23 protein-coding genes and 2 pseudogenes are annotated in these 25,706 nt (G+C 54.4%); 14 read left to right on the forward strand and 11 right to left on the reverse strand.

The features are described from left to right. Positions 1–11 precede the first annotated feature (11 nt). Positions 12–1,118, reverse strand: coding sequence for a helix-turn-helix transcriptional regulator (locus ACMXYJ_RS16095; protein ID WP_415760619.1), 1,107 nt, complete (start codon positions 1,116–1,118; stop codon positions 12–14). Between the two features lie 338 nt (positions 1,119–1,456). On the opposite strand from ACMXYJ_RS16095, the gene ACMXYJ_RS16100 reads away from it, so the two are divergent. Further along, on the forward strand, positions 1,457–1,816 hold the full coding sequence (locus tag ACMXYJ_RS16100; RefSeq protein ID WP_415760620.1) for a hypothetical protein: 360 nt from the start codon (positions 1,457–1,459) through the stop codon (positions 1,814–1,816). A gap of 128 nt (positions 1,817–1,944) precedes the next feature. Beyond that, positions 1,945–2,253 carry a hypothetical protein gene (locus tag ACMXYJ_RS16105; protein ID WP_415760621.1) on the forward strand — a complete coding sequence of 103 codons (309 nt, stop codon included), beginning with the start codon at positions 1,945–1,947 and terminating at the stop codon, positions 2,251–2,253. A gap of 371 nt (positions 2,254–2,624) precedes the next feature. Here ACMXYJ_RS16105 and ACMXYJ_RS16110 read toward each other — a convergent pair whose 3' ends face one another. Beyond that, complete coding sequence (locus tag ACMXYJ_RS16110) at positions 2,625–3,179, reverse strand: YdeI/OmpD-associated family protein (RefSeq protein ID WP_403143339.1); 555 nt, start codon at positions 3,177–3,179, stop codon at positions 2,625–2,627. A gap of 291 nt (positions 3,180–3,470) precedes the next feature. Continuing rightward, positions 3,471–3,680, reverse strand: a pseudogene (locus ACMXYJ_RS16115) (hypothetical protein). A 198-nt stretch (positions 3,681–3,878) separates the two neighbouring features. Between ACMXYJ_RS16115 and fleN the strand changes: the two are divergent. After that, positions 3,879–4,721, forward strand: coding sequence for a flagellar synthesis regulator FleN (gene fleN / locus ACMXYJ_RS16120; RefSeq protein ID WP_415760622.1), 843 nt, complete (start codon positions 3,879–3,881; stop codon positions 4,719–4,721). A gap of 162 nt (positions 4,722–4,883) precedes the next feature. On the opposite strand, the gene ACMXYJ_RS16125 is transcribed toward fleN, so the two are convergent. Then, positions 4,884–5,012, reverse strand: coding sequence for a hypothetical protein (locus ACMXYJ_RS16125; protein ID WP_415760623.1), 129 nt, complete (start codon positions 5,010–5,012; stop codon positions 4,884–4,886). Between the two features lie 361 nt (positions 5,013–5,373). Here ACMXYJ_RS16125 and ACMXYJ_RS16130 point away from each other — a divergent pair, with 361 nt between their 5' ends. Continuing rightward, positions 5,374–6,669: a hypothetical protein gene (locus ACMXYJ_RS16130; protein ID WP_415760624.1), complete on the forward strand. Its 1,296-nt coding sequence runs from the start codon at positions 5,374–5,376 to the stop codon at positions 6,667–6,669. An 80-nt stretch (positions 6,670–6,749) separates the two neighbouring features. Here the strand turns inward: ACMXYJ_RS16130 and ACMXYJ_RS16135 are convergent, their stop codons facing one another. The 4 genes from ACMXYJ_RS16135 to ACMXYJ_RS16150 form a co-directional block, all read right to left on the reverse strand. Then, positions 6,750–9,308: a caspase family protein gene (locus ACMXYJ_RS16135; RefSeq protein WP_415760625.1), complete on the reverse strand. Its 2,559-nt coding sequence runs from the start codon at positions 9,306–9,308 to the stop codon at positions 6,750–6,752. A gap of 6 nt (positions 9,309–9,314) precedes the next feature. Beyond that, on the reverse strand, positions 9,315–9,641 hold the full coding sequence (locus ACMXYJ_RS16140; RefSeq protein ID WP_415760626.1) for a hypothetical protein: 327 nt from the start codon (positions 9,639–9,641) through the stop codon (positions 9,315–9,317). Positions 9,642–10,054: 413 nt separating this feature from the next. Continuing rightward, positions 10,055–10,393: a hypothetical protein gene (locus ACMXYJ_RS16145; RefSeq protein ID WP_415760627.1), complete on the reverse strand. Its 339-nt coding sequence runs from the start codon at positions 10,391–10,393 to the stop codon at positions 10,055–10,057. After that, on the reverse strand, positions 10,390–11,013 hold the full coding sequence (locus ACMXYJ_RS16150; RefSeq protein ID WP_415760628.1) for a hypothetical protein: 624 nt from the start codon (positions 11,011–11,013) through the stop codon (positions 10,390–10,392). Before ACMXYJ_RS16150 ends, ACMXYJ_RS16145 begins: the two co-directional genes overlap by 4 nt. A gap of 312 nt (positions 11,014–11,325) precedes the next feature. On the opposite strand from ACMXYJ_RS16150, the gene ACMXYJ_RS16155 reads away from it, so the two are divergent. The 4 genes from ACMXYJ_RS16155 (at position 11,326) to ACMXYJ_RS16170 (ending at position 15,864) form a co-directional block, all read left to right on the forward strand. Continuing rightward, positions 11,326–11,802, forward strand: coding sequence for a DUF6232 family protein (locus ACMXYJ_RS16155; protein WP_415760629.1), 477 nt, complete (start codon positions 11,326–11,328; stop codon positions 11,800–11,802). A 635-nt stretch (positions 11,803–12,437) separates the two neighbouring features. After that, complete coding sequence (locus ACMXYJ_RS16160) at positions 12,438–13,295, forward strand: tetratricopeptide repeat protein (RefSeq protein ID WP_415760630.1); 858 nt, start codon at positions 12,438–12,440, stop codon at positions 13,293–13,295. Between the two features lies 1 nt (position 13,296). Next, entirely contained in the window at positions 13,297–15,198 is a 1,902-nt protein-coding gene (locus ACMXYJ_RS16165) for a trypsin-like serine peptidase (protein ID WP_415760631.1), read from the forward strand. Between the two features lie 150 nt (positions 15,199–15,348). Then, complete coding sequence (locus ACMXYJ_RS16170) at positions 15,349–15,864, forward strand: hypothetical protein (protein WP_415760632.1); 516 nt, start codon at positions 15,349–15,351, stop codon at positions 15,862–15,864. Between the two features lie 55 nt (positions 15,865–15,919). Here the strand turns inward: ACMXYJ_RS16170 and ACMXYJ_RS16175 are convergent, their stop codons facing one another. Continuing rightward, positions 15,920–16,573, reverse strand: a complete 654-nt coding sequence (locus ACMXYJ_RS16175; RefSeq protein ID WP_415760633.1) for a hypothetical protein — start codon at positions 16,571–16,573, stop codon at positions 15,920–15,922. A 166-nt stretch (positions 16,574–16,739) separates the two neighbouring features. Here ACMXYJ_RS16175 and ACMXYJ_RS16180 point away from each other — a divergent pair, with 166 nt between their 5' ends. The 5 genes and pseudogenes from ACMXYJ_RS16180 to ACMXYJ_RS16200 form a co-directional block, all read left to right on the forward strand. After that, complete coding sequence (locus ACMXYJ_RS16180) at positions 16,740–16,979, forward strand: hypothetical protein (RefSeq protein WP_415760634.1); 240 nt, start codon at positions 16,740–16,742, stop codon at positions 16,977–16,979. Between the two features lie 59 nt (positions 16,980–17,038). Continuing rightward, positions 17,039–17,356 carry an IS66-like element accessory protein TnpA gene (tnpA, locus tag ACMXYJ_RS16185; RefSeq protein ID WP_415760635.1) on the forward strand — a complete coding sequence of 106 codons (318 nt, stop codon included), beginning with the start codon at positions 17,039–17,041 and terminating at the stop codon, positions 17,354–17,356. Beyond that, on the forward strand, positions 17,353–17,688 hold the full coding sequence (tnpB, locus tag ACMXYJ_RS16190) for an IS66 family insertion sequence element accessory protein TnpB (protein WP_415760636.1): 336 nt from the start codon (positions 17,353–17,355) through the stop codon (positions 17,686–17,688). Before tnpA ends, tnpB begins: the two co-directional genes overlap by 4 nt. A gap of 50 nt (positions 17,689–17,738) precedes the next feature. Continuing rightward, positions 17,739–19,265: an IS66 family transposase gene (gene tnpC, locus ACMXYJ_RS16195; protein ID WP_415760637.1), complete on the forward strand. Its 1,527-nt coding sequence runs from the start codon at positions 17,739–17,741 to the stop codon at positions 19,263–19,265. A 969-nt stretch (positions 19,266–20,234) separates the two neighbouring features. Then, positions 20,235–21,867: pseudogene (locus ACMXYJ_RS16200) on the forward strand (efflux RND transporter permease subunit); the annotation flags it as partial. A gap of 351 nt (positions 21,868–22,218) precedes the next feature. On the opposite strand, the gene ACMXYJ_RS16205 reads toward ACMXYJ_RS16200, so the two are convergent. Together ACMXYJ_RS16205 and ACMXYJ_RS16210 are read right to left on the reverse strand one after the other, a co-directional pair. After that, positions 22,219–23,238 (reverse strand): hypothetical protein, encoded by a 1,020-nt coding sequence (locus tag ACMXYJ_RS16205; RefSeq protein ID WP_415760638.1) that lies wholly within the window; start codon positions 23,236–23,238, stop codon positions 22,219–22,221. Positions 23,239–23,364: 126 nt separating this feature from the next. Beyond that, positions 23,365–23,787 (reverse strand): hypothetical protein, encoded by a 423-nt coding sequence (locus tag ACMXYJ_RS16210; protein WP_415760639.1) that lies wholly within the window; start codon positions 23,785–23,787, stop codon positions 23,365–23,367. A 336-nt stretch (positions 23,788–24,123) separates the two neighbouring features. On the opposite strand from ACMXYJ_RS16210, the gene ACMXYJ_RS16215 reads away from it, so the two are divergent. Further along, positions 24,124–25,704, forward strand: coding sequence for a hypothetical protein (locus tag ACMXYJ_RS16215; protein WP_415760640.1), 1,581 nt, complete (start codon positions 24,124–24,126; stop codon positions 25,702–25,704). Positions 25,705–25,706: the final 2 nt, after the last annotated feature.

Genomic DNA, 25,706 nt, shown 5'->3' on the forward strand with positions numbered 1-25,706 from the left:
CAAACCCGTCCTCAACCCCCAATCAGCCGGGTGAAGAGCTTGATCAGCTGCGCCTGGCGGGTGGTGCCGGTTTTGCGAAACAGTGCGCGCAGTTGGGTGCGCACGGTGTTGATGGAGACGTTCAGGCGCGCCGCGCAGCCTTCCAGGGTCAGCCCCTGAGCCAGCAGTTCGGCCAGTCGGTGTTCGGCCCGGCTGAGCTGGAAAAGCTCGGCCAGCAATGGGCTTGGCAAGCGATTTTCCAACAATGCCAGCAGCACCAAGGGTTTGTTGAAGTGACGGTTGTAGCCCGCGTCGGCGGGAACCGGAGTGACCAGCAACTCTTGCGATTTTGTGGTGTCGAGGCGTAGCCAGCCGGCCTGGCGCTTGCCGTCTTTACCCGCGGCACGGCGGATAAGTGTCCGCAGACGAGTGTCCTGAGTCGTGCTGTGCAGCTGGGCGAATTTTTCAAAAATGGGCGACCCGCTCAGACTCATGTGTCGCGCGGCCTGATTGCAGTGCAGGACCTGCCCCTCGCCATCGAGCAGCCAGAGCGGAGCCGTGTGATGGTCCAGCAGCAGGTCGCGCTTGGCCAGATCCAGTTCCAGGCAGTTGATCCTGGCTGACAGTTTGACTGCCTTGAGCAAGTGCGGGGTGATTCGCTCCAGCAGCGCATAGTGCCGGGCAGAGGGAGAGGGCGCACCGACCTGGTGGAGTGCGGTCAGGTAGATACCCGAGTCGGTCTGCTCATCGAGCCTCACGCTGGCTACATTATGTAGGCCATGAGGACGGTTGAGCGCCTGATCATTCGGATCTTGCAGGGCATGTTCGGTACCGAAATCGATGAGCTTCTTGTGCCAGGAGCCCAAGGTGTGGCAGCCACTGAAATCAAGACCCGGGGTAAGCTGCCAATGCTGATTGTTGTAGCCGTTCAATCCTACAGGGGTGCGCAGGTTGATGGTCGGAGCGGCTTGGGCGTCGCTCTTGTGGTGACTGGCGTAGAACAAAAAAAGCTTCTGATGACCGCTGGCCTCTACCAGCCGCTCCAGCAAGGGCTGCCAGGTTGTTGTACCCAGCGCACACTCATAGCACAGGTCGACGAGTTCGTCGTACAGCCGCTGTTTGCGTACTTGAGTCACCATGCTGAGTTCGCCTTTTGCCCTGAAGGAACACGTTGTAACGATGATGGCGTATTGCTTTATGTATGGTTCAAGGTCGGCTGCTCTGCAATGCCGGTGGTCGGGTGGGAGCTGCGAAGGGATAAAAAATATGCATTCGCCATGAGTGCGTTGTCAGCAATGTCTTTTCAGGTGGAGGGTAAGTGCTTGCGACGAGTATCGATGTCTTGCGGGACAGTCACTGACAATACGGCATTCGACGGTGGAAGACGGAATGCCAATTTAAATGACTTCTTTTGGCCGTTCTCTGCCGGTCGTCATTCCCATGTGCGCTGGTCAAGTCCGATGCAAATGACTGGTCAGTGGTGATGCAGTTGGGGGCAATTCCGTGCAACCCCAAACGGCTTTTTACTGCCCGCTCATCTGCTCAGTCGCACACTTTTCATCTGCCAACTTCAAACTATTACGGCCCAGAAAAGCTGGACCTCATTGGTGAGGTGGGTATGTCTTCCGATTCGAGTTTTCAAGACCAAACACAAGGTTCTGTTCCATCCAAGCCTGAGCCAGGTTCAGATGAGCCGACGCTAGATCCAGACGATCCGAATAAATACGATCCGTTAACAAAACCCAGCGATGATCGCCCAGAAGACTGGAAAGAACCTGGTGAGAGGACTACACCAGAGGCAGATGAAATAACACCGCTATCAGACGATATGCGATAGGAGAGAAAGCCCGGCCAGCAAGCCGGGTTTTTTGTGTTCGCCGTCTGTCCAATGGTAGGCACTTTCAGCGCACGACCGCTTCTCATGTTTAAGCACGGAAATCACGCGCATTAGGTCGGAGAGCCACCATGGAAATTAACGAGAACGCACCAGGCAATAAATCGCAGCAACGCGAAACACGCACCACGGACAACGAAACTGGCCACGACCCGAGCTGGAACCAGTACGAAGTTCCATTACCGACCGACGATGAAGCTCCTGTCGATGCAGATATGGCTGATGTGGATGCTACTAATTCGGTATCGAGTGAGCATCCAAAAGCTGGTACGAACAGCCACGTCGATAACCCAGACAACGACCCACAGATGAACGACCAGGACGAAAACGATAAGGGGGCTCGCGGGATGCCTGCGAGTGACCCTGAATCAGGTGCCTGAATTAGTTCGGATGATTTCCGATGCCCGCTCAACGCGGGCAGCCCTCGGGGAGGCCTGAACGTCGTTAGCCGGATAGTGCAACGTACGGAATCAACGTCGCCAGCCCGCGCACCCTGACCTTACATGCATTCGGGGTGGTGCGAGACGGGATCAGCGAGACCGATGCAATAGGGCGTCGGCGCCGTGAACGTCTTCGGCAGACAGCGGGATTTAGGTGCGTTGCGCCGACCGGTTGAATCCACAGCCGATTGCTGCCTGTCGTAACTGACCGAAATCCACAACCCTTTGCAGACATTCATAACAATCAAGCTAAAAGGCAAGCTTAGTCGGTCCCGGTGAACGAGCCGAACGATTTGAATCTAATGCCCCATTTAAGAATTATCCGCCTCGGGCGCACGGAAGGCCTTACTGTAGTAACCGGACTGGTCGAAACAGCAAACGTGCTTCTTGCCGGATGCGAGCATATCGCAGGCATCACTGATTCGTTTTGCGCGGGTCTTGAGTTGCTTGGCTGAAGTAATCCAGTGAATCCAGTCTACTCGTGCGATGGTCGTCGTATTGTTCCAGACTTTACGAGCCTCAGGAGTGGCTGCCAGTGCCTCCTGAAAATCTGCCGGGATGTCAGGCTCGGGTTCCTTCTTCACAGAGGCTAGCTCCAGCGTAACGATGTCCCCAACAGCCGCGCCTGCGGCTTCGAGTAACTCTCTGCTGACCCGCAGCCAATGGCTCAGCTGACCATCCGGCTCAAGGGTTGCCTGGAAGTGGTGCGCATTGATTGTGCCTTCAACTGTCGTCCTTCCTCGCCTCGGAAGCTGTTCACTCGCGTCTCCTGGCAGTACCAGAAACGCCCACGACGTATCATTACCAGGCTTTGCCGGACGGAGAAGCTTTGCTTCGAATCGGGATTTCACATCGATTGTTGTCATTGCAACTCCTCCAACCAATACGCCTGACGACTTAACTACGGGAAAGACTCAGTGCAAAGGGTCGACGCTACCTATTAGCCACTAGTCTGTCCAGCGGCTGCTTATGGCCGAGGCTGTGTAAAAACGTTTTTCAGCACAACAGCTACTCAAAACCGGACTGGAAATCGCGCTTCTACGTAAAATCCACATCTGCTGACGTGCCGATAAATTTCAGATTTAACGTAGACGGGCACACTGCAACTTTGGCGAAGCGTTTTTACACACTCTGGGCCGATTGCTGCCCGTAAGCGATCACTCTGGGGCCAAAAGCATGGCGAGCATCATCTTGATGAATTCTTCATTTTTGTCGATCATTTGCAGCGCGCCGCGCACATTTCCACCAACCTCGGTCGCGTCGCGCTGCTCAACCTAAAGCGTCAGCTCTATGATGGCAGCCTCCAGGGCGAGTTGATTTTCGTTGATCTTGTATAGCAGGGAAGGGAGTAGATCTGAATTCGGCATGGGCGATTCCTTAACGGATGAGGGCATCGTTGCAGTGGCAGTTCTGGTTCGCGTGATTACCATCTAGTGGGTTACAGCGTTTCTGGTAATCTCGTCATACAGTTAGGGGCTCTGTGTCTGCACTTTCAGTTACCATTACGCATCTAGGAATAGTTAGCGACTACTCGCACGCGTGGCACATGGAAGGGAATCAACAACATGGATGGTGTGCATTCTGTACAAATTATCGCCGTGACCGGCGGAAAGGGCGGCGTCGGCAAGACCACTGTGGCTGTGAACCTTTCAGTGGCACTGGCGAAACTTGGAAGGCGAGTCGTATTGCTTGATGGCGATCTTGGCTTGGCGAATATCGATATCCTGTTGGGGCTTTCCCCGCAATACACGCTTGCCGACTTAATCGAAGGTCGCTGTGAGCTATCCGATGTGCTTGTGCGCGGTCCGGGCGGGGTACGAATCGTCCCCGCGGCTTCAGGCATCCAGAGCATGGTTCATTTGTCTCCGGCTCAGCACGCCGGCCTGATCCAGGCCTTCAGTGAAATCGGTGACAGTCTCGATGTGCTGGTGATTGACACAGCTGCGGGCATCGGCGCGTCGGTGGTCAGTCTCGTCCGGGCCGCCCACGAAGTCCTGCTGGTGGTCTGCGACGAACCGACTTCGATCACTGATGCCTACGCACTGATCAAACTGCTGAACCGCGATTACGGCTTGGACCGCTTCCGCGTCCTAGCCAACATGGCCCAGAGCCCGCAGGAAGGGCGCAACCTGTTCGCCAAGTTGACCAAGGTCACGGATCGCTTCCTTGACGTCGCCTTACAATACGTCGGCGCGGTGCCTTACGACGAAAGTGTGCGCAAGGCTGTGCAGAAGCAGCGAGCAGTCTACGAACACTTTCCGCGCTCTAAGTGTGCCCAAGCATTTAAGGATATCGCTTTAAAGGTCGACACTTGGCCTTTGCTGACTACCCCCAGAGGGCATATGGAGTTCTTCGTTGAGCGACTCGTCCATAATCGAGAAGGTGACATTCCTCTCCAGGCCGTATGAGTGGTGCGATTGGGGCTTCCGCTTATGGCCGATTGCTGGCGGTCGCAAAGAACCGCAGTCGACCGAAGTTAGCAGAGCGAGCGAGCTGCCAACGATGGCAAGCGCTAGCGGGCTGGCGAGAGTGTGTTGCCACGTGTACGTTTGACGAGCGTTGAACTCTTTTCATTTGATGCCCACATCAAGTGCCAACGTTGAACGCTCGAGTTTAATGTTCTTCAGCTCAGTCTGTTCTTCGAGCGTCGAGCCACTTTGAGTTAGCCCTGATGTGGCATGCTCGATAGCTTCAGTCATGGATGAATTTCCAGATCGGCTTTTGCAACACTAATAGTAGACACCTAATGGTTCGATAGAACTCGGTGGATAACATTCTTGGCAATATTGGTACTTGGTCGCTCTGTAGTGCTGCACTAATCCCTGTGAGGAACGTGTAAGGATTAGGACCCATATCCCCGTACTGCGCTCATCTCGACACCCCGACTTTTTTCAACGCACTCCAATGAAGCCGAATCATGAACGTAAAGTCGTCACTTGAAGGATGAAATCGTCCCATGCCAAGAGGTCGCGTGAGATTAAGTGCGTCTTTGCGTGCAGCCAATGGAGCGACTATTGTCTGAGGTAGCTAAAGGCCACCCGCATGACTCACGGAGGAAAAATGCACATTCGGCGCTCCCTCACCGTACTCGGTCTGCTAATGCTTATCAGCGGATGCATGCCTCTCGATCCATACCGAGTATCAAGGGACATTCCCCCAGCCTCCAACGGCCAGCTTCCTACCCAATCTGATTTCCATCCCGAGCGGACTCAGGAATGCAAGGGTGCCAGGTGCGTCAATTTCGTAGAGTTTGATGAATTTGGCAACGCCGAAAGTCGTCGGCAGCTTGAGGCTGCTTTGTCAGCAGCCGATACGGTTACAAAAAACGATGGAGTGGTGGTGGTATACGTCCACGGCTGGCACCACACAGCCAGACCGAAAGACAAGGACGTTGCCAATTTTCTAGATTTGGTTTTCGGCGCTGAATCCAAGGAAGAAAAGCCAATCGTAGGAATTTATGTAGGCTGGAGAAGTGACTCGATAGACTCAGACGTATCGCTATTTAAGCCCCTCAGTTACGGACTCACCTTTTGGGATCGTAAGGCTACAGCTCATAACATTGGCAATGGAGGAGGAGTATCCGAACTGATTCGCTCACTATCAGATAGCCGCAATCAGAGAGCGGAGGCTCGCTTGATGGTGATAGGCCATAGCTTTGGTGGCGCGATTGTGTACTCGAGTATCTCGCAGGGGGTGGCTGAGCAAATACGCCGCGACGCACAGAACAGTTCAGCTTATCCCCCCATTGCTGATCTTGTCGTGCTAGTGAACCCCGCCTTCGAAGCAATGCGACTTCAGTCCCTTTACAGCTTTTCGAGGAACTTGGAGTATGCCGATGCTCAACGGCCGCGCTTAATGATAGTCACGACCAAGGCCGATATTCCAACGCGGGCGGTGTTCCCTTTGGGTCGACGTTTAGGGACTCTTTTCCAGTCGTATCCCGATGATTATTCGCAAGATCAGGATGTCACGGCGATCGGGCATTATGAACCATTCATTACCCATCAATTAAAATTGTCGAACTGCGAGGCTGAGCAGCCGAAGTTCACCCTTGAGGGAGCCGGTCGGCCTTTGAGTATGTGTTTCAAAAACGGTGTTCAATCGTTGCTATTGACTAGGTGTGACACAGACAAAGACTGTGATGATGTAACGGACGGCCATTATATAATTCGGGGTCCCGCGGGGAATTTTATTCCTCATCGTTTCCCCATTTACAACATCCGAACCACTGAGAGTGTGATGGATGGGCATGTAGATATCTGGAATCCAAGGATGAAATTTTTTCTTTTCTCCCTGCTGGAGGAGGTCCAGCACCCTGAGCGACTGCCGATGATAGAGCGTACTCAGAACAGGTAGGTCAAGAACGGCTTATCAGTAATCGCGGATTCCATTCATGAAAGGGCCAGGTCCGAGGCGACGGGCATTCGATATGGTGCTCAGTCCACCCTTGCCAAAATTAGCCCGAGCGCCCGACGCAGCTCCGGCTCCGGTTCGTTTCGCCAGAACGCGGCTAGGCTGCGCAAGGTTGTAATACGCCCGCCATCCGGTAAGCCGTTGATCGCTGCTATCGCAATGTCCACCGTCAACAGGCGACGCCGAGCGTCGCCTCGTTGATCCATCAGCCGGTCCCTAATGCCATCTGCCAGCGTCCCCCTCTGGTTTCGCAACAATGAGCCCAGCCCCTCGATGGCTTCCTTACGTAATGGAATAGAGTTACGGTTGGCCAACAATAACTCGACCTGCTCCAGTGCCTTATCTGGTATGGGAGTAGTGCCCGCTGCGATGGCCAACGCTGCAACTGCATCTCGAGCATCCACGACAATTAGGTGGTACTCCTCGAACTCGGATTGTGGGTCGACTACTCCCACAGATAGCTGCTTAATCCAGCGGTCGATGATACGAGGGTCCACTTGTCTCTGGCGTCCAAGAAGTGCAGCGCCAAGGGTTATATCGCTGCCGGGGAATAACATGGAAGCGTTGGCCACCAACCATTTTTGAATTCCCTCTTTTTGGGCCTGAGATTGCCAGGCGAATGAGCGCGCCAAATAACGCGCTGCTATACCTTGGCGCATAGGATCTTCAGTGCTCTGAAGCTGCTCATACAATGTGTTATAGGCTTGTGGTCGCATCGTCACATGCTCAAGTAGTCGCTCAGTCTCTGGCTTAACCTGTCCATCAAGCCAGCTTTCCATATCCTGAACGGTTTCGGCGAGCAACGGTCGATAGCTGCCGATGATCGAAAAATAGCTCCTGGGTAGTTCTATCAAGTAGTCGTACTTGGCACCTATACGGCGAAAAGCATTGAGAATATCTACCATCGCTTGTTTGGATGTTGGATCATCGGCACGCAACAGCGCTTCTGCCCCGGCTTTGTCTTCCCCTTTTCCAAGAGCGATCAGGATGCCGATAGCCAGTGGCGAGCACGTGTTTGGTTGTGTCGGAGGCAAAACAGCACGCAATTCAGAAAGGGTCTGAGGGGAGAGAGTCAAACCGTTGGAGCGCGCAATTTCCTCCAACAATACCTGTGCTTCAAGCTGTGCCGTCGGATCGTAATTGCGGTCTCGTGAGCGTTGCGCAATGAAACGCGCTAACTTCCAGACCTCTGCAGATGGATCCTTACCTTGAGCAGCACCGTATCGGATGAATGCTCTGATGTAGTCCTCCAGTGACCCAGTCTGGGCAATCTCGAACTGCACGACTTGCTCATTACCAAGCACTGTGCAACTCACAGGCATCAAGGGACCATGCAACAGTAATTGCTGTTTTGAAGCGATAACGGCTGGATCGGTGTCCATGGTGCGCGCAGCAAAATTTATTGCGGTGAAGGTGATGGCCGAATCAGAGTCGTCGCCCTCACCAGATGCTATGGGGTGGATAAAATTGAGTGCTATTCGGTCCTTCAGCATTGGCGTAAGCAGGTCAATCCACTGGCGTAGGCCATCAAGCGTGCGCTGTGTTGAGACCGTTCGAAATTCGCCGTTTGCTAGCTTCTGCAAGGCTTCATCCTGCATGGGGTCAAGTTGGCTGCCCCTAAAACCGGTATCCACAACTTTGCCGAGGTGCACGGGTAACAGACTAAAAGTTGATGCTATGCCAGGCCTTAGGACAATGGCCTGGTCTCCGGATATAGCCAAGTGAGTCCAGAACGCCTCAATCAGCAGCAGCGCAACCAATACCGTTGCAACCGACCAGATAATCAATCGTCTCACCTGATTGCGCAAAATCTCGCGCAGCGTGAGAGAGCGGCCAATACTACCTGCCTGTACTGTGGGTAACCTCATGCCGATAGCTGCCAGACCACCAACGACCGGCTGCTGAATAGAGCCACTTTTTACCTTGGCTGCCACCAGCGGCACTTGGTCACGAAGGAATGGAAAAAGTTGTTCGCCGATGCTGACGTGTCCAGTGATGTCTGCCAGTGCCGAGGTCTGCGATAAGCCAAGAAACAGCACATGGGACAGCACCGACCGCTGCAGCTTTAAATCTTCCCAGGCACGTTCATCAGCACGGGAGGACGCGCAGAACAACCGCGCCTGGCGGCCCTGCAAATCGGCGAAGAAGGGTACACCAGAGATGATTGACTCCGCATGGCAGCAATCGAGAATTAACAGCACGCTTGAACAATCGATCCTGCTCAACAACCTATCGAGCACTACCCGATCCAGGCTCGGAGTGTCGGGGGTTGCATCCCAAAGACAGAACCAACCCGAATTGTCAGGCCCGCGCTGTCCATGACCGCTCAGGTAGAGTATTGCTAGATCGAAGCTTCCGGCCTGTTCGATCTGAATGAATGCCTGCTCTATTCCCGTTGCTGATGCAGCCTCGTCGCAGAGCAACAAATGGATGTTGTTGGCCTCCGCGGTTGGCCAAGCGAGCGAGGTATACCGGTAAAGGGCTTCAGCATCTGTGACAGCAAAATGCAAGCGGGTATCGCTGTTTCGCAACGCGTTCGCGCGATATTCTGTAATACCGATGGAAAGCGAGGTGCAACGCATACCTTGCTACCATCTCATGAAGTTGATTGGTGTTGTCCCGATGCTCTTTGCCCCCGGCTCACCGGCAAGAGTGGAGGCTAGTTTCTGCAGTAAGAGCGGTGCGGACGCCCCCACATGGAATGCAACGACACCATCGGCACGAGATCCAAAATACAGCACTGCAATGCCGCCTCCGAATACAACCATAGCCAGTGTGATGATCCAGTAGACTGGAGATGCTGCATAGGCTGGAAGTCGCTCGTCACGTCGCAATGCATACCAGTGCAGTAATTCAAGGGCGATGCCACCGGCAGCACCAACGAGAAACACGGCCCAAATAGTCTGTAACGACATAACCAGCCCTCTGAAGAGTCCATGAAGTCTATTTCGGCTCAACGGCCGCTTAGCGGCGACTTTGTAAACAACGCATCCACAACCGATAGCAGTGGATTCACATCAACCATTTGAATGCGAACGAGTGTCCCCTGGTGCTCACCACAACTGTAGTTGAGAAGCTGCAGCAGTGCATTCCACTGACAATTGCTTTTTTGACTTCAATCATCGCGCGCTGCCGGTGATCGAACTAACTGGCATAGAAGGGGGTGACCATCTGGTGACGCAAGTTTTCGATCCGATTCCGTGATAGAGAGAGCGCCGCTGGGGATTTTCACATCCCCGGCAACACTCCTCGTTTCACATCTGAAATCGGGCTAATACACTTCGCCTTGTAGCCTCCTTGGACTGTCACAGCTTGGTGGAGAACATCCCTAGAAAACCTCCCAGCCAATAGCGGTGTTGATGGCTGACTTGAATACTCCTGCTATCGCGTTGATGATATCTTCTGCGATTTGCATTGTGACAATGGCGAGGGAGCGCAGCCGCATTCTCGCAACTATCTTTTGATCTTCCATGAACATTCTGGCATCGGCCTCGTCAAACTCGCCGCTGTCGTGTTTCTTTTTTAGAAACAACGCGTCGTTGGCAATCCCGCGACCGATGTTTTCCACATAGTCTTGCAGTGTCGGCCAAGTTGTATCAGCGACTGCTTTGGCCGCCTTAATGGCGTCCTTTATTACAATATCGAAATCAACACCATTAATTTTCATTTGCTCTCACCTTTTGTCTTGTTTTTGAATGCCTCGGCAGACTGAATTTCTAGTATGGCGCGGAAGAGTGTTCTTTCTCGCCCTTCCCAATTGGCTTTCTTTAGAATCTGCTTGCCATCTGAGGCGCCGGTGCCACCAATTCCTTGGTGTTCATTCTTCCATTTTGTGACTAAGCATTTAAGGTCAATGTAGTTCCTGGTAGTGAGGTCCACTGACGGAAAGTCCTGTTGGGCAGTTTCACATACAGTGGAGACATTTTCTCTGATGAGGTCTTCAATCTTGGCTTGGGCCTGCTTGCCTATGTCGTCAACCTTTCCAGAATTGGCCAAGGAACGTAAAATAAGTGCGTTACTGTCGACGAGAAGTTCGTCGTAGTCGGTTTGGAATTTGCTGAAGTGTCCCGGATTATCGCTTGCTGCCTTGGGCGTAATGTTCGCCAGTTGCTGGGCCGTAGGACTAGAATTTTCTCCCTTGAGTATCATTGTGGCGGCCTTCTTATAGAATGCTTCGGTGTTTTTGTAGAGTTCCGCATCGTATGGTTGGACCAACGTCACAGTACATCCGAACAGCATCAGTGAAATCAGCAGTACTGGTAAAAATAGCCTTGCCGGAAAATTCATCTTGATACTCCTACATGTTCCAAGCGGGTTTATTGCATTTTTTATAAATAGTGGCCATAGGCTAGTCGTGATTTTTCACTCCAACTTAAATTTTTCTGTTTTTTGCAAGACTAAATCGCACTTACTAAGGAATACCTTTATTTCGGTTCGCGATATGAAAGCAATGGTACCAAGTTTTGGTCAATTGCATTCCCTGCCGAAAGGCAGATAACGGCCAAAAGCAGCCATGGATACGTCGGCGTTGCTACACTCCCAGAGACGGCCAAAAGCCATGTCGCCTTTCCTCCTCGCTTAGGAATGAGATGAAAAGCTATGGACAAAGTATTTCTTAAAAATGGTGATATCTCCATAACAAGCACGCGGGTAATTGTAGGCACAAAAGTTTATTTATTGAGAAATATTTCCTCCTTTGATGCAAAGGTAACATCCCACTTGGAGGTGGACATAAAGTCACAAGCGTTAATAAGGAAAATTATATATATTGTTGGAGCTATTGCAGGGGCGTTGTTAGGTATATACATTGGCGGCAACATTTTAGAGCACTCGCAGTCTTCTGAATTTCTTGGCGACTTAGGTAAAGCAGTAGGGGGTTGGTTAGGTGGTTTTGTTGCTGCGATGATTGCGGCTGCTTTTTTTGCAGACAAGGTAAAGCCAAAGAGGTCATACGATCTCTATCATGTAATTATCGACGCATCAGGTGCAAGTGTTGACATGTTTTCAACTAGAAGCAGAGATCTTCATGATGAAATAGTACGTGCAATGCACTCGGCAGTAATTGAGCAGCACTGATTTGGTCAACGGTTGTGTGGGATTGTTTTCTGATCATCAAAGGGTGTCGCCAGTAGGCTGTTCGGAGCGAAAAGATGCTACACCTTTTGCTGTTCCAAATTTAATTACAAATATTCAAAGCTCTTAATCGGACGTCAAAATATCTACTGGCTCATTCAAGTCGACATACTTCGCGATGCGGCTAACTAAGGCTTTGGCGGCAATGCAGGGGCCGCGTAATTGAAGAAGTGAATCGGCCCTAATATCGTAGACCCATTTGAGGGGCTGCTTTTGGCCCAGAGTGTGTAAAAACGCTTCGTCAAAATTGAAGTTTGCGCGACTATGCGAAATCTGAAAATTATCGGCTGCTCAGCCGATCTGGATTTTGCGTAGAAACGCGATTTTCAGTCCAACACTGGGCTCCAATCGCGCTGAAAAACGTTTTTACACAGCCTCGGCCGAAAGCCGCCTGTTTTCCGAGGGCTACCTTTACTCATATAGTCTCAGACACACATCCACTCGGCGGCCAAGGGAGTTGAGCGGGTATAGGGATTACCCTGAGTTCCATTTTCCGACACTGGTATGTGCAGGAGGCTCAGCACTGTACTAGCGTGTTGATAAGAAGTGAGCGGCATTCACTATGCGGGACGTGCATTATGGCAAGTTTCTTCTGCGGCCCCCTCGTTCTCGCCCTTTCAATGCTTTGTTGCGCAGCACCAGTGTTTGCAGACGAATTAGAGGATTGTCAGCGTCTCTACAATGGCGGTCACCGTGATCAGGCTTTGGCGCCTTGCCTGCGAGCCGAGAAGTCCACCCGTAGCGCCTCGATCCAGTTCGCCCTGGGACATATCTACGAGAGGGGCTATGGCGTGCCGGTCGACCAGCAGAAGGCCTTTACTTGGTATATGAGGGCCGCCCGCCAGGGGCATGCCACGGCCCAAGAGGCAGTGGGTTTTGCCTATCAACAAGGGCAAGGTACGGCGATAGATCATGTACAAGCCCGCACCTGGTATCTCAAAGCGGGCGCGCAGGACAGTGAAGGGGCGCAGTTCGCCTTAGGTGAACTCTATGGTAAAGGTCTTGGCGTTGCGGCCGATCCGCATCAAGCCGAACAATGGTTTCTCAAAGCAGCCAACCATCACAACCCCGAAATGATGAGGTCGGTTGCCGATCACTTTCTCAGAGGAGAAATGATCGAACGCGATCCGGAGAAGGCAGCAATATGGTTCAAGAACGCTGCCGTTGCCGGGGACGCCCCGGCTCAGCTCAACTTTGCAATGTTACTCAACCGTGGTCTTGGCGTTCCTGTCGACAAGCAAGCGGCGCTCGGCTGGTTTGAGCGGGCAGCACAGCACTACATTGGACGCAAGGGGTTAGACCCGAAAACATGCACGGCTGAATGCTACCCAGCGATGCGTTACTTCATGTTGGCGCTGAAGGAAGCCCCAGCCAGCAAGGGCAACCGTACTAAGATAGCGCGACTTGACTCACTGCTTTCGGGGGAAGGTCCCTGAATTGACGTCTCCGAAAAAAGATGGCGAGCCGTTATCGGAGAAGGAACCCGCCGATGAGCATGACAACCTGAGAAAGGGTACGGATTGGCTAAAGAACCGTTACTGGCGTTCGCCGTGGTTGGTAGAACCACCACCATCCGTATGGCGTAAGTCTGATCCCGATATCGTGGTTTCCGGCCGCTCCAGTCTTGAAACTCAACCTAACCCAGGTGCGAGCTATCAGGTCGAGTTCGACCTTTCAGTCGTCAATTTCGGAAAATTGGCCAACAGCGACGATGGGCTACAAAAGAAACTGCAGGCAACAGCTGACCTGCTTTCTTCATGTGGCATCAGGATGCGTCACGTCCAGATCACCGGAGTCAATGTCGACAACCAGGCAAATGACTATGTCCCCGGGGATATCCCTTCGCCGAATGCATTGGCCTGGGTCCTTCCAATCGCTCTGCAGGATCTTAGGGATGCCGATGGTGTCGCCTCTATAGATAATTTGTCTAATCAAGAGCAGCCAAAAGTGCACATCGGCGAGATAGATACGGAGAACGAACTGATTCCAGCAACAGAAAGTTTGATCGTGTGGCCGCACGAACTGGGCCATCTGTTAGGGGAGATGGGCCACCCGGACGATTTACGTCCCAGCGTCATGCACTACTACGCGCTGACCGACTGGAGTTTTACCCCCGAACAGTGCGAACGCATGCGCGACTGGCCGTGGATGTACCGGTACCGCGAAAATGCCAGCAGCGTGGAGTGGCCGCCGACGCTAGGCACTGAGGAAGGTCTGGAACTGGTCCTGAAAATCGAGGGGGATGCCAACGAGGGCACCAGGCTTCGGTCGCTGCAGCGGTTGCTCCTCGGCAAGGTGACGGGCGAGACGCCTGATAACGAGGAAGAATACGCCTTCGCATCGCTGATCGAGCATTTCTACAAAGCCGGCTTGCCTCGCCAAGGCTTTTACCTGGAACTCCTATGGGAGCGCCGACATGGCTTCACGATCGCTGACTCCATACTCGATCCGGTGGGCTTCCGGCCAGCGGCCCTAACCCGTGAGGTAGCCGCCCAACTTCGTGACGTCTACATGCACAGCCGGCCTGAACAAATGCTTTTCGATCCAGAGTTCTTGGCCGGAGAACCCTCTGCTGACGATCCGGCTTCAATGCCTAAACCGATGGTGGTCGTCTCCAGCGACGAAATGCTGGAGGGTGACCGTCGCCAAGCAGTGGATCTCACCAATCCGTCGAACCTAGCACTGGGCGCAATAGGGACAGTCACTACGCCTTCCATGCCGCGGGCGGCGAGCGGTTACTTGGTAAGCCGCTGTCTAGTGCTGACCAATAAGAGTGCAGTGTTCCCGTCGGCGCACCTGGCCCGTATCAAAGCACAGGTGACTTTTCGTCCAGCTCACGCATCCGCGAGGTCGCTTGCTGGTAGGGTCGTGGCCTATGGCGGGTATGCAGGCAAGATGTACGACGCCAACGACAATTGGGCCTTGATCCGTCTGGACCAGGCACTCCCAGCCGATGCCCCGGTCATCCCGTTGTATCAGATGAGCATGGAACAGTTGAAGGACCGGCCCCTGACTGCCGCCGGCATGCTAGGTGCCACCGACAAGCCGTATTTCGACAGCCAGTGCAAGGCGGAGGGCTTGAGAGTCATCAGTTTCACTTTCGCTCACCATTGCCAAACTACAACCAGCCAGATGGGGGGGCCGCTGCTGGCCAGAGGTAAAGATGACCGACTCTATGCCATCGGCATGCTCACCGACGATCCCTGGACGGCTACCGAAGATGCGGACGAGTTCAGCCACCACCAAGGCATCAATTTCATTCCGGGCAAGATCTACGACCTGACCACCATGGGAGACCGGATAATTGCTCAACTCAAAGCGACCCGTTGCGGCGAATGAGATCGCGGTGAGCGTAAGAAATGGATGCTTTTGTTCAATAGCGCGATGTCATCGCCAGGTCGTATCCGTTTTCCCAAGCCCACGAATTAGGCCATTATATTCTGCACCGACAAACGCGTGAGGCATTCCAGTGCAGTAGTGACGACATGCTTGACTGGGAAGAAAAAACGATTGAGGCACAGGCTGATCTTTTTTCCTCTTTACCTGCTTATGCCTTTGGACGATTTTCGAGCGCAAGTCACGACGCTGGTCGATCTTGAATTGCTTGGGCACTGTGCAGATAGATATGGCGTTTCGCTGACCGCAGTTGTGTTGAAGTGGATTCAATACACGGAAGAAAACGCGGTCCTGGACTTGTCACGTGATGGCTATATGCAGTGGTCTTTTTCGAGCCGACAAGCAGCGCGTGACGGTGCTTTTTTTCGGACACGAAAACAAACTGTTGCCGTGCCGGCAGGCTCTATTGCCCTCGCACCTGGAGTGAAGCATGAACGACGAGGCATCGAAGTACCCGCCAAAGTCTGGTTTCCTCATGCTGATGCAGGGATGTCGGTCCGTGAGATGAAAGTATCCTCTGACCAGTTTGACTACGTCCTATCGCTCCTCAACCTGCCGCGTTCAGCTTCGGTATGGCGTCCATCTGAGACTGAAAGGCATGGCTGGTAACATTCGACGAAGTCGGTGTTCTATTCCAGACTATCGGAAGCTTGCGTTGGACAGATCAGATGTCAGCATCCTTAAAAAGGATCTTTGGATCTAATGTAGTTTTTTCAATTCCCTCCAAGAGAGTTTTTACGAAGGCTTCGGAGGCCTCATTTTTTGGATCATCTGGTATCAGCGAGTGTTCGGTTTTAGAGGTTCTGAGAGCAATCATCCTGAAAATTAAGGCCATCGAACGCAGGAAAACCTTGCGCGGAGGAGAGCCTTTTTCACCAATGCCATAGTAATTTAGCTCCAGACATCGAGACTTGATGCTATGTGTTTCAAACGTCTTAGGGGCCGTGCTATGAGCGAATTCATTTCTGATGGCGCGTAGCTGGTGGAGGTCCTGCCTGAGGGTGTTAGGTAATAGGCCTAACAAAAAAGCATGGTCTATTCTTCCTGAAAATGATCCAAGCGCGCCGTTAAAAGAAAAAGCACTCTTAATAAGCTTCTTATCATTTACCATTTTTGACTTTATGAGCTTCGCGAGTTCTTCGCTGAGGATCTCTGCGGCAACCAAGGCAGCACCTCGGTCACTTTCTTCGTTAAGAGTCTCGGTAAAGTCTCTGAGTTGCTTGAAGCTATCCGCAGCTTCCTTCGTTAAGTAGCTATAAACCAGCTCCTCAAGCTCCTCCATAAATTTGTGTTCGTCGCTTTTTTCGTCGTCAGCCATGGTTTTCTCGAATAGTTGAGTGTCCGCGGTATTGAGGGCTCTCCCGTCCGCGTGATTGGGGAGGTCTGCATTGCTGAGTTCTACCGCACCGCACATCCGACCTAGTGGGCATTATGTGATTAAAGCTGGTGACTGCTCTACCGTGGACTGAAACACGTGCGCAGTTATGCGAGTTCACACGTATGTGATCGCCACGAACGCGGGCTCCGCGCTCAACTACGATGCGCCGACCGTTACGCTGGCTGTCTGTAAGCAACGCACCCGCAAGAAGGCGAAGGTCGACGACCCCGTGCTTGTATTTTCAGGTTCGGCAGTGAATCCCTTCTCAGGCCAAAGCGTCGTTTGGGCCGGCATCGTCTCTGAGGGTAAGCGACCGGGGAAGTCACCTACCGAACTCCAGCATTAAGGACGATGGTGTCCGCGTATTTTTAAGCGGACGCGATCGCCCTTATCGCAAGGATTTCCATGCGCCAACGAAGCTCTTATCCCAAAATGTTCAAAGCCCAGGTCGTCCAGGAATGCCTGCAACCTGGAGCGACGATTTCCAGCGTAGCTATCCATCACGGCATCAACGCTAACGTCATCCGTAAGTGGCTACCGATGTACCGGAATCAATCACCCGCAACGCTGCCGGCTTTTGTTCCCGTAAAAACGACCCCAAGGCGCGTAACAGAAGAGATGGTGATCATCTCGCTGCCTCTGGGCGATAAATCCATCACAGTTAAATGGCCAGCTTCGGATCCGGACGGCTGCGCGTGTTTCGTTCGTGGCCTGGCCCAATGATTCGCGTCGATGCCATCTGGCTCGCCACCGAGCCCATGGACATGCGTGCCGGCACTGAAACCGCATTGGCCCGGGTGGTCGCGGTGTTCGGTGCGGCGAAGCCGCACTGCGCCTACCTCTTTGCCAACCGCCGGGCCAACCGCATAAAGGTGCTGGTGCACGACGGCGTCGGTATCTGGCTGGCGGCGCGGCGTTTGAACCAAGGCAAATTTCATTGGCCGGGCATCCATCGTGGGGTGGAGCTTGAACTCGACCCCGAACAACTTCAGGCGCTGGTGCTCGGATTGCCCTGGCAACGAGTCGGTGTGGGTGGCGCAATTACGCTGCTTTAAACGCTACCTTTTAGCTGTAGCAGTCGGCCTGCTTTGGTAAAATCCACGGCATGACTTCCTTGCCCAATCTCGACCAAATGCCCCCCGAACAACTGCGCACGCTGGCTGCGCAGTTGATGTCCAAGGTCGACACCATGGGCAGAAAGATCCATCGTGATGAAACGATCATCGAGCAGCTCACTCACGAGATCGCCATTCTCAAACGGCACAAGTTCGCCAAGCGCAGCGAGCAGATCAGCCCGGCGCAAGGCAGCTTGCTCGATGACCTGCTCAATACCGACCTCCAAGCCATCGAGGCTGAGTTAAAAGCACTTCATCCCGCACCCGCGCAGGCAGAACCCCGCCAGCAACCCAAGCGTGCGCCGTTGCCGCCGCAGTTCCCCCGCACTGTGATCCATCACGAGCCGGACAACACTCAGTGCGCTTGCGGCTGCCAGCTTCAGCGCATCGGTGAAGACGTCAGCGAGAAGCTGGACTACACACCGGGCGTGTTCACCGTCGAACAGCATGTGCGTGGGAAATGGGCCTGCCGGCAGTGCGAAACACTGATCCAGGCCCCGGTGCCGCCGCAGGTGATCGACAAGGGCATCCCCACTGCCGGCCTGCTGGCCCACGTGATGGTGGCCAAATTCGCCGACCACCTGCCACTCTATCGACAGGAAAAGATCTTCGGCCGTGCCGGCCTGGCCATCCCGCGCTCTACGTTGGCGCAGTGGGTGGGTCAAACAGGCGTGCAGCTTCAGCCGCTGGTCGATGCGCTGCGCGAAGCGGTGCTGGCCCAGCGCGTGGTTCACGCTGACGAAACGCCGGTGCAAATGCTGGCTCCAGGTGAGAAGAAAACCCACCGCGCTTATGTCTGGGCTTACAGCAGCACGCCATTCTCGGCACTCAAGGCCGTGGTCTACGACTTCAGCCCCAGCCGTGCAGGCGAACATGCGCGTAACTTCCTGGGCACCTGGAACGGCAAGCTGGTCTGTGATGACTTTGCCGGTTACAAGGCCAGCTTCGAGCTGGGCATCACCGAAATCGGCTGCATGGCCCATGCGCGCCGCAAGTTCTTCGACCTGCACGTGGCGAATAAAAGTCAGTTGGCGGAGCAGGCGCTTCACTCGATTGGTGGACTGTACGAAGTCGAGCGACACGCCAAGGAAATGAGCGACGAAGACCGCTGGCGATTACGCCAGGAAACAGCGGCGCCCATCGCTGAAAAACTGCATGAGTGGATGCTGGCCCAACGCGAACTTGTGCCCGAGGGCTCGGCTACGGCCAAAGCCCTGGATTACAGCCTTAAACGCTGGATAGCGCTGACGCGCTATCTGGAAGATGGTGCTGTGCCCATCGACAACAACCAGATCGAGAACTTGATCCGGCCGTGGGCACTTGGGCGGTCGAACTGGCTGTTTGCTGGATCGCTGCGCAGCGGCAAGCGGGCGGCGGCGATCATGAGCCTGATCCAGTCAGCGCGCATCAATGGGCATGATCCGTATGCCTATCTCAAGGATGTGCTGATGCGGTTGCCGACGCAGCGAGCCAGCGAGATCGAGCAACTGCTGCCGCACCAATGGATGCCTGCCTGATCTGTGCAAGGTGTGTTTGCTGGCCGCTTACCTCTGAGGTGCTGACCTTTACCGAATGCTGGAACGATCTCCGTTTCGCCTCGAAGAAACCTGACCGCATCGACGTAACGGGCAACTTCTATTGGCCTACTGGCGACGGTGGCTTCGGCTGGCAAGCCAATCCCATTCTCGGGGCTGAGGCAAAAGATCGTGACACCGGCGAGCTGAACATACCCGCGTTCGATCATTCTTGCCGCTTCGGTGCCTTCGGCTCCCTTCTACCAGAGGACTTTGGTCCGCGAATGGTCGTAGGCCGGCGCGGGGAGGGGGTTGCCGACTCATCGATTCGGTGTGGCAGTGAACTGGCCTCTAAATTTGGTTGAATGCCCAGTCGCGAGTCATCATTGAGGCAGCCAGTGACCGCAAGCCAAGCCGCAGTTACACGCACAGGGCGCTACTGGTCTCACCACAGCCAGCCTCCTCAACATGACGGAGATGCTGACAGATGGGAGCATCTAAAGGGCGTTCTTTTCTGTGCTAGCCCCTCCAATTTTGAGCTGTAATGAAAACTGGAAATTGGAAATTGGAAATGACCAGATGACACTTTTTGCTCCTTTGGCCATTCGAGCACGACGTTTGTCGCCGTCATTTCGATACAAGAATTCCCCAAGCCTGCCGTCAATCCACAACCAATATTGATCAACTACCTAGGTTGCGTTTCCCAAATCAATTTCACCCGCGTGTTTCTCAAGCTGGTGCTTTTGGCTTTGGGAAGGGTGGCCCTGGAAAGTCGCCTGACTTCACCATCGTGAGGGGGAGGGTCTTAATCGCGGGGGTGCAATGCACCTGCTGCCCGAGCGCTCTCTGCCCAACTATATTAAGAAAAATTTGGGAGCATTCGATGGACGCAGCAATCACTCCAACTCAGCTTCGGGATCTTCGCAAGCTCTTGGGCTTAACCGCCCAGCAAGCAGCCGATTCTGTTCGAGTACCCTAGTGATCTATCTGTATACCCGCTGCTGGCGGAGCACAGCGCTAGTGGTGCTGTGTTCTCTGGTGGCCGTGGTGTGGTTGCTGGGGCTGCTGCCGAGTCTGGGCTACGAGTTGGACCCGTTTTCGGTGCTGGTGCCGTTCCTGGTATTCGCTATTGGCATGAGCCACGGCGCACAGAAAATGAATGGCATCATGCAGGACATCGGGCGTGGTACCCACCGCTTGGTGGCGGCGCGCTATACCTTCCGGCGCCTGTTTTTAGCTGGAATGACAGCCCTGCTGGCCGATGCTGTAGGTTTCGCGGTGCTGATGGTCATCGATATCCGCATCATCCAGGATCTGGCTGTTACCGCCAGCCTTGGCGTGGCGGTGCTGATCTTCACCAACCTGGTTCTGTTGCCCATTCTGCTGTCGTATGCCGGGGTCGATGCGAAAGCTGCGCAGCGCAGCCTGAAGGCCGAGTCCAGCGAAGTGCGTCATCCACTGTGGCGTTTTCTCGACCTGTTTACAGCACGCCGCCATGCCCTCTGGGCGATTGGCGCAGGCGTGCTGCTGGCAGCCATCGGCTTCGCCTTCAGTCTGCAACTGAAGATTGGCGATACCGGCAGCGGCGCCCCTGAACTCCGTGCCGACTCGCGTTACAACCGCGACAACGCCTTCATGGTCGAGAACTACAGGGCCAGCAGCGACACCTATGTGATCATGGTGCGTACCCCGCAGTATCAGTGCGGTGCCTTCTCAACCCTGCAAGCCGTGGACGAATTGGAGATGCGCTTGCGTCTTCTGCCCGGTGTGGAGACGACCCAGTCCCTGGCCAGCCTGGCCAAACACGCCAGCGTAGGGCTTAACGAAGGCAATCTGCTGTGGTACGAGATTCCGCGCTCCCAGGACATGCTCAACGCCATCATCACTCGCGCGCCTCGCGAGCTGTTCAACCAGAACTGCGACTTGCTCACCCTGTACGCCTTCCTCAAGGATCACAAGGCCGATACCCTGACCCAGGTGGTCGATACATTCGAGGCCTTCAACGCCGAACGGGGCGCGGACGAGGTGCGTTTCTTGTCAGCAGCGGGTAATGCCGGCATCGAGGCCGCCACCAACATCGTGGTGCGCAAGGCAAACGTGCAGATGCTGCTACTGGTTTACCTGGCGGTCAGTATTCTGGCCTTCATCACTTTCCGCTCCTGGCGTGCGGTGGTCTGTGCGGTGCTGCCGCTGATGCTCACATCGGTACTGTGCGAGGCGCTGATGGTCTGGATGGACATCGGCGTCAAGGTTGCCACCTTGCCGGTGATTGCACTCGGCGTGGGTATCGGCGTGGACTACGCGCTGTACGTGATGAGTGTGACCCTGGCGGAGCTGCGCGCAGGACGATCGTTATCCCAGGCCTATTACCGGGCATTGCTGTTCACTGGCAAGGTGGTGATCCTCACTGGTAATCACCCTCGGCATCGCGGTGGCCACCTGGGCCTTCTCGCCGATCAAGTTCCAGGCAGACATGGGTATCCTGCTGGCCTTTATGTTCGTTTGGAACATGCTCGGTGCGCTGATCCTGCTGCCTGCGCTGTCATACTTCCTGCTGCGTGAACCGCAGATGCACAAGGTACCGGTGCAAAGTCTCGCAAGCTAGGTGGTAGCAAATGAGTGTTGCGACTCCGTAGCGCTGTTTCGCGGGCGGGTTGCAGTCTTTTAAAAGGTCTAGTGAAGCAACGCCGGGGCCGTTTCGGCCTCGGTAGTTGACGGGTTTTCCTGGTGCGGGGAATAAATGGCCTGTCGCGCTCCCATCCGATCAGCACGAAAAGCCAGGCGTCGCGGGCTTGGACTACAGCGTCAGAGGGCCTGATGTATAGCACTCCGCATTGAAGCTGCACTTTCGGCGCATGGCCACGCGCCTGCCCGGTGGTCTGCCCCTAAAGTTTCTTAATTCTAAGAGTCACTGAAAATGCAGCTATGCCGATGAACTCCGTAGGAGCGCACGCAGTCACTCTGGTGGTGGTAGGGCGATTTCATTGAGGGGGGCTGGCATGCTGACGGTTGCGTGGATTGCAGCGTCCTTAATGACCTTATCCACTCTTCTCTGCATGCCGACGACGTTCTGTCCAGACAATGGTTCTGGCTTTGGGTCACCGGGATCATTTCCGAAGAAATTTTCCCAGTGTCCAAGCAGCACGAGTCTGGGTCTTGTCCGCTTAAGTAACTCGTCCGGATAGTTGTCCACGTTTTCCCATGACCCAACGCCGAGAATTTCCACGTCAATGGCCTTACCATCTGGCAGGGGTTGGAGGATTCCGCAGGGGGGCGCTGCAGCGCTATCCTGGAAGTGGATCCGGTACACGGGCTTATGGCTGTCATCCAGCAAATCAATCAACCAGGCCATCGACTGGCCTTGCTTCCATCCGAACACGGACGTCGGAACCTCGGTCAGATCCGTCTTATAGCCACCGTCAGCAAAGGTATGACCCAAGATGTGGCTCGCATGCATGCTCTGGATGGGCATTGCCTTGATATGGCCACCACTGGAGGGGATCCACTCACCGGGTGTTGACGGATCCTGCCTGCCTTCGCAATTTTGAACAGTCGCCATTTTCGGGTTAACAATTTGGAGTCGATCGGGGTCTACCCAAGTCCAATGTTCATTCTCGACTTTGTTGCGAAAGCGCATCGAATGCAAGATCTGTACAACGGTTTCAGAACCATAGAGCGTGGCGTGAGGGGTGTGCTTGCGCATCACCCAAGGCACGTCCAACAGGTGGTCATAGTGACCGTGCCCGACAAGAAGCATCGTGACGTCGTCTGCTTTCGGCATGGACTGGTCGATCTTCTGCTTGTTGGCTTCGACCCACAGCGGTGGCCAGCCCTTGTGATTCAGCGTTGCAGGGTTGCTGAAGGATGGCGCCAGGAGCAGGCCTTCTCCCCGCCAATGCAGCAACCACCCACCCACCCACCCCCAGATACTGGATTTTTGGCTCGGGCAGGCCCCGGCCATGGGAAATTTTAACATTCTCGCTATCCGTGCTGTGGGCGCAACTCGTAAGCAACAACGCGACGAACCCTGCGAGCACAGACTTGCTCATCCACGGGAAGTGTCTTTTTTCGCTGGTAAAACCTACCTCGGGCAAGGGCCCGATCATCGCCAAACCTCCAACGTGATGGATGAGGTGTTGTTCCAGTACATGCCGTGCATGTCATTGGCGAAGGCAGTCAGTCTCCCTCCCGTTGGGGCAATCCACCCATCGCGTAAGCGCGCCCCATCGCCAATGACAAACAATGAGTCCGTCGACTCTTCGATAGCCCCGATCAGGGTGAACCAGATGGCCCCGTCCTTCCGGCAGCGGAGACGATCCTTGGCAAAATTCGTATACCAACGGTCGTAGCCATTCGCATCGCAATGGATCAGCGCGTCCCACCATTTGCCATGTGCCCTGAAGAAATACCGCGCGCCTGGTTCCAGGAGGATGTGAGTGTCCCCCCAATCGTCTCGGGAGGAGATCCTGGTTTGTACCAGCAACCGAGATGCGCCGGATGGCGGTGAGAGCGCCTGGTCGTTCATGGATGCACCGACTTGCTGAAGGGGTTGAAGTTGGTGAAGACGTCAGCCGTTGGAGTTTTGTCTTCGCTCTGTTCTTTAGTGACCTTGCCGCTCATAACGTGCTCCGTTCATGGCTGAGGCATGACAGAAAATCCTCCAATAGCACAATGGGTGACCATTGAGTGGGTCTAGCCTCCCCGTAGTTACTTGTCAACGCGGAGTCGTGCTAGCTATCGCTGCACCGATCCGAAGGATGATGTAAAGGCATGTGATGCAAAAACAAATAGATGATCTATAAAGAATGTAAGTATTTTCACAGCCGGTCGCGAGTAGAGCCAACTTCTTGGAGGGATTCGTATGTCCGAACAGCATTTGGTACCCAATAAGGACAACTATCTAGTGTCCGCCAACGGAAGGTTGGGGAACCCACCGCAAAGTGCTACAACTGAAGTTGCGCGCATCTTGGAACTCGCGATACAGCAGGCACCGGAGAATGGCTTGATCCTCCACATGCACGGTGGTCTAGTCAATCGGGAATACGCCCTTAACAACATCACTGCACCGCTCACCATGCGGTACGCGCAGGCCAATGCCTATCCGCTCTTCTTTGTCTGGGAGTCCGGATTCAAAGAAGCCGTCTTGAACAACAAGAGTGACCTTCTCAAGGACCCAGCATTCCGGGAGCTGGTCAAGAAAGTCTCGGAGTGGGTAATCAAGAAGGTTTCACCCACCGGTGAATTCTCCTTCAGGGGCGCCGGGGGCCAACCCATCGAGGATCTGGACAAGTTCCGGGACGAATACGACCGCTGGTTCGACGGTGTCCGAGATGTGCCGCCGGTTGAGGACAGCGATATCGCAGGCGATGCCGGAGCTAAAACTCGGGCAGCCGCGGGTGAACCCAACATCGATGACCTGGCCGACGCCATCCAATGGCAATTGGACGACGACCCCAAATTTAAGAAGGCGATGGCCGAGGCGTTCAATGCGGCCAATCCCCCTGCTGACGATGTTTCGACTAAAGGTTCTGGAACCTCGAAGCGTGCCGATGTACTGCTCCTTAGCTCTGATGCGCTGGATGAAATGTTTCCAGCCGAGGAAGAAGCCCCTCTCGACGATAAGGTCAAGACGAGAGGCCTTTTTGCTTTGGCCAACGTGGCGTATTTCGTTGCCAAGATTGTGATTGCGGTTGTGAAGCGTTTCCGCAAGGACCGCGACCACGGCGTGTATTGCACGGTCATCGAAGAAGTTCTCCAGAGTGCCTATGGAGATCTGATTGGTGCAACCGTCTGGAATGCCATGAAGAAGGACACGTTGGACAGTTTTTCCGTAGGGGCGGACTCATGCGGGTTGCTGGTGGTCAAGAAGCTAAAAGATCTGGAGAACGAGGGTAAGCGTTTCAAGAAAATCACCTTGGTGGGCCACAGCACAGGCGCCATTTATATCTGCAATTTCCTTGACTCCGCCAAAGCGCTGGGGCTAACGACACCGATTCAGGTCGTGTTTCTGGCTCCAGCGGTCACCTGCCAGCGGTTTGTTGAGGCGCTCGACGAACACGAGCACACGTACCTACAGAACTTCCGAATGTTCGCCATGCGCGATGCCCGGGAAGTCGCAGACCAGATGCTTAAGCCGCTCTACACGCGCAGCTTGCTCTACTTTGTCTCCGGGCTGCTGGAAGGCGACGTGACAGGTGGGAAATGGGAAGGCGTGGAGGACATGCCTCTGGTCGGTATGGAGCGGTTCTTCACCGTTGGGGCGTTCAGCAATGACTCCCAGGTCAAGCGCGTTTGGACCTTCCTCAATGCCAAGCCAAACCGGATGGTATGGTCAAAGGCTGAAGGGGGAGGTGCCGGTCTGAACAGCGATTCACAGCACCATGGCGACTTCGACAACGACGAACCAACACTAAAATCACTGGTGGAAATCATCAGCGGGTGAGC

The organism is Pseudomonas arabinosi, from assembly GCF_047758675.1.
GTDB lineage: Bacteria > Pseudomonadota > Gammaproteobacteria > Pseudomonadales > Pseudomonadaceae > Aquipseudomonas > Aquipseudomonas arabinosi.